This window comes from Lactiplantibacillus sp. 7.2.4, assembly GCF_018991185.1.
In the GTDB taxonomy this organism is placed as follows: domain Bacteria; phylum Bacillota; class Bacilli; order Lactobacillales; family Lactobacillaceae; genus Lactiplantibacillus; species Lactiplantibacillus pentosus.
In genome coordinates, this window is record NZ_JAGYGS010000175.1 from 1 (window position 1) to 432 (window position 432).

The following is a 432-nucleotide window of genomic DNA, read 5'->3' on the forward strand; positions in this document are numbered from 1 at the left end:
TGGAGTAAATCCAAACTCAGGGGTTTTACTGGTCTAACTGTTTTTCAGACCATTCTCTGTAAACTGCATCTGGCCACTAGGGTATACCCTAGTGGCCTTTCTTGTTTCTGTGCTATACTAGGAATTACAAGTGTTCATTAGAACTGTCCAAAATGAGAGCTAAAAATGGCTAAAATCGGTTATGCTCGCGTGAGTTCCAAGGAGCAACATTTAGATCGACAGTTAGCGGCTTTAAAAGACGTTGATAAATTATTTACGGATAAATTAAGTGGGGCTAACATTAATCGGCCAGAACTGCAAAAGATGCTGGCCTATATTCGTGAGGGTGATATTGTCCTGGTCACTGAATTAGATCGCTTAGGCAGAAACAACCAGGATTTAACCCAGATCATGAACACCATTCAAAATAAGGGAGCAACCCTAGATGTGTTG

General features: G+C 41.0%; 1 protein-coding gene. It reads left to right on the forward strand.

Features of this window, described 5'->3' with window-relative positions; all coding sequences use genetic code 11:
* Nucleotides 1-165 precede the first annotated feature (165 nt).
* The coding region (locus tag KGF70_RS17075; RefSeq protein WP_216770707.1) for a recombinase family protein at nt 166-432 on the forward strand (267 nt) is incomplete at its 3' end.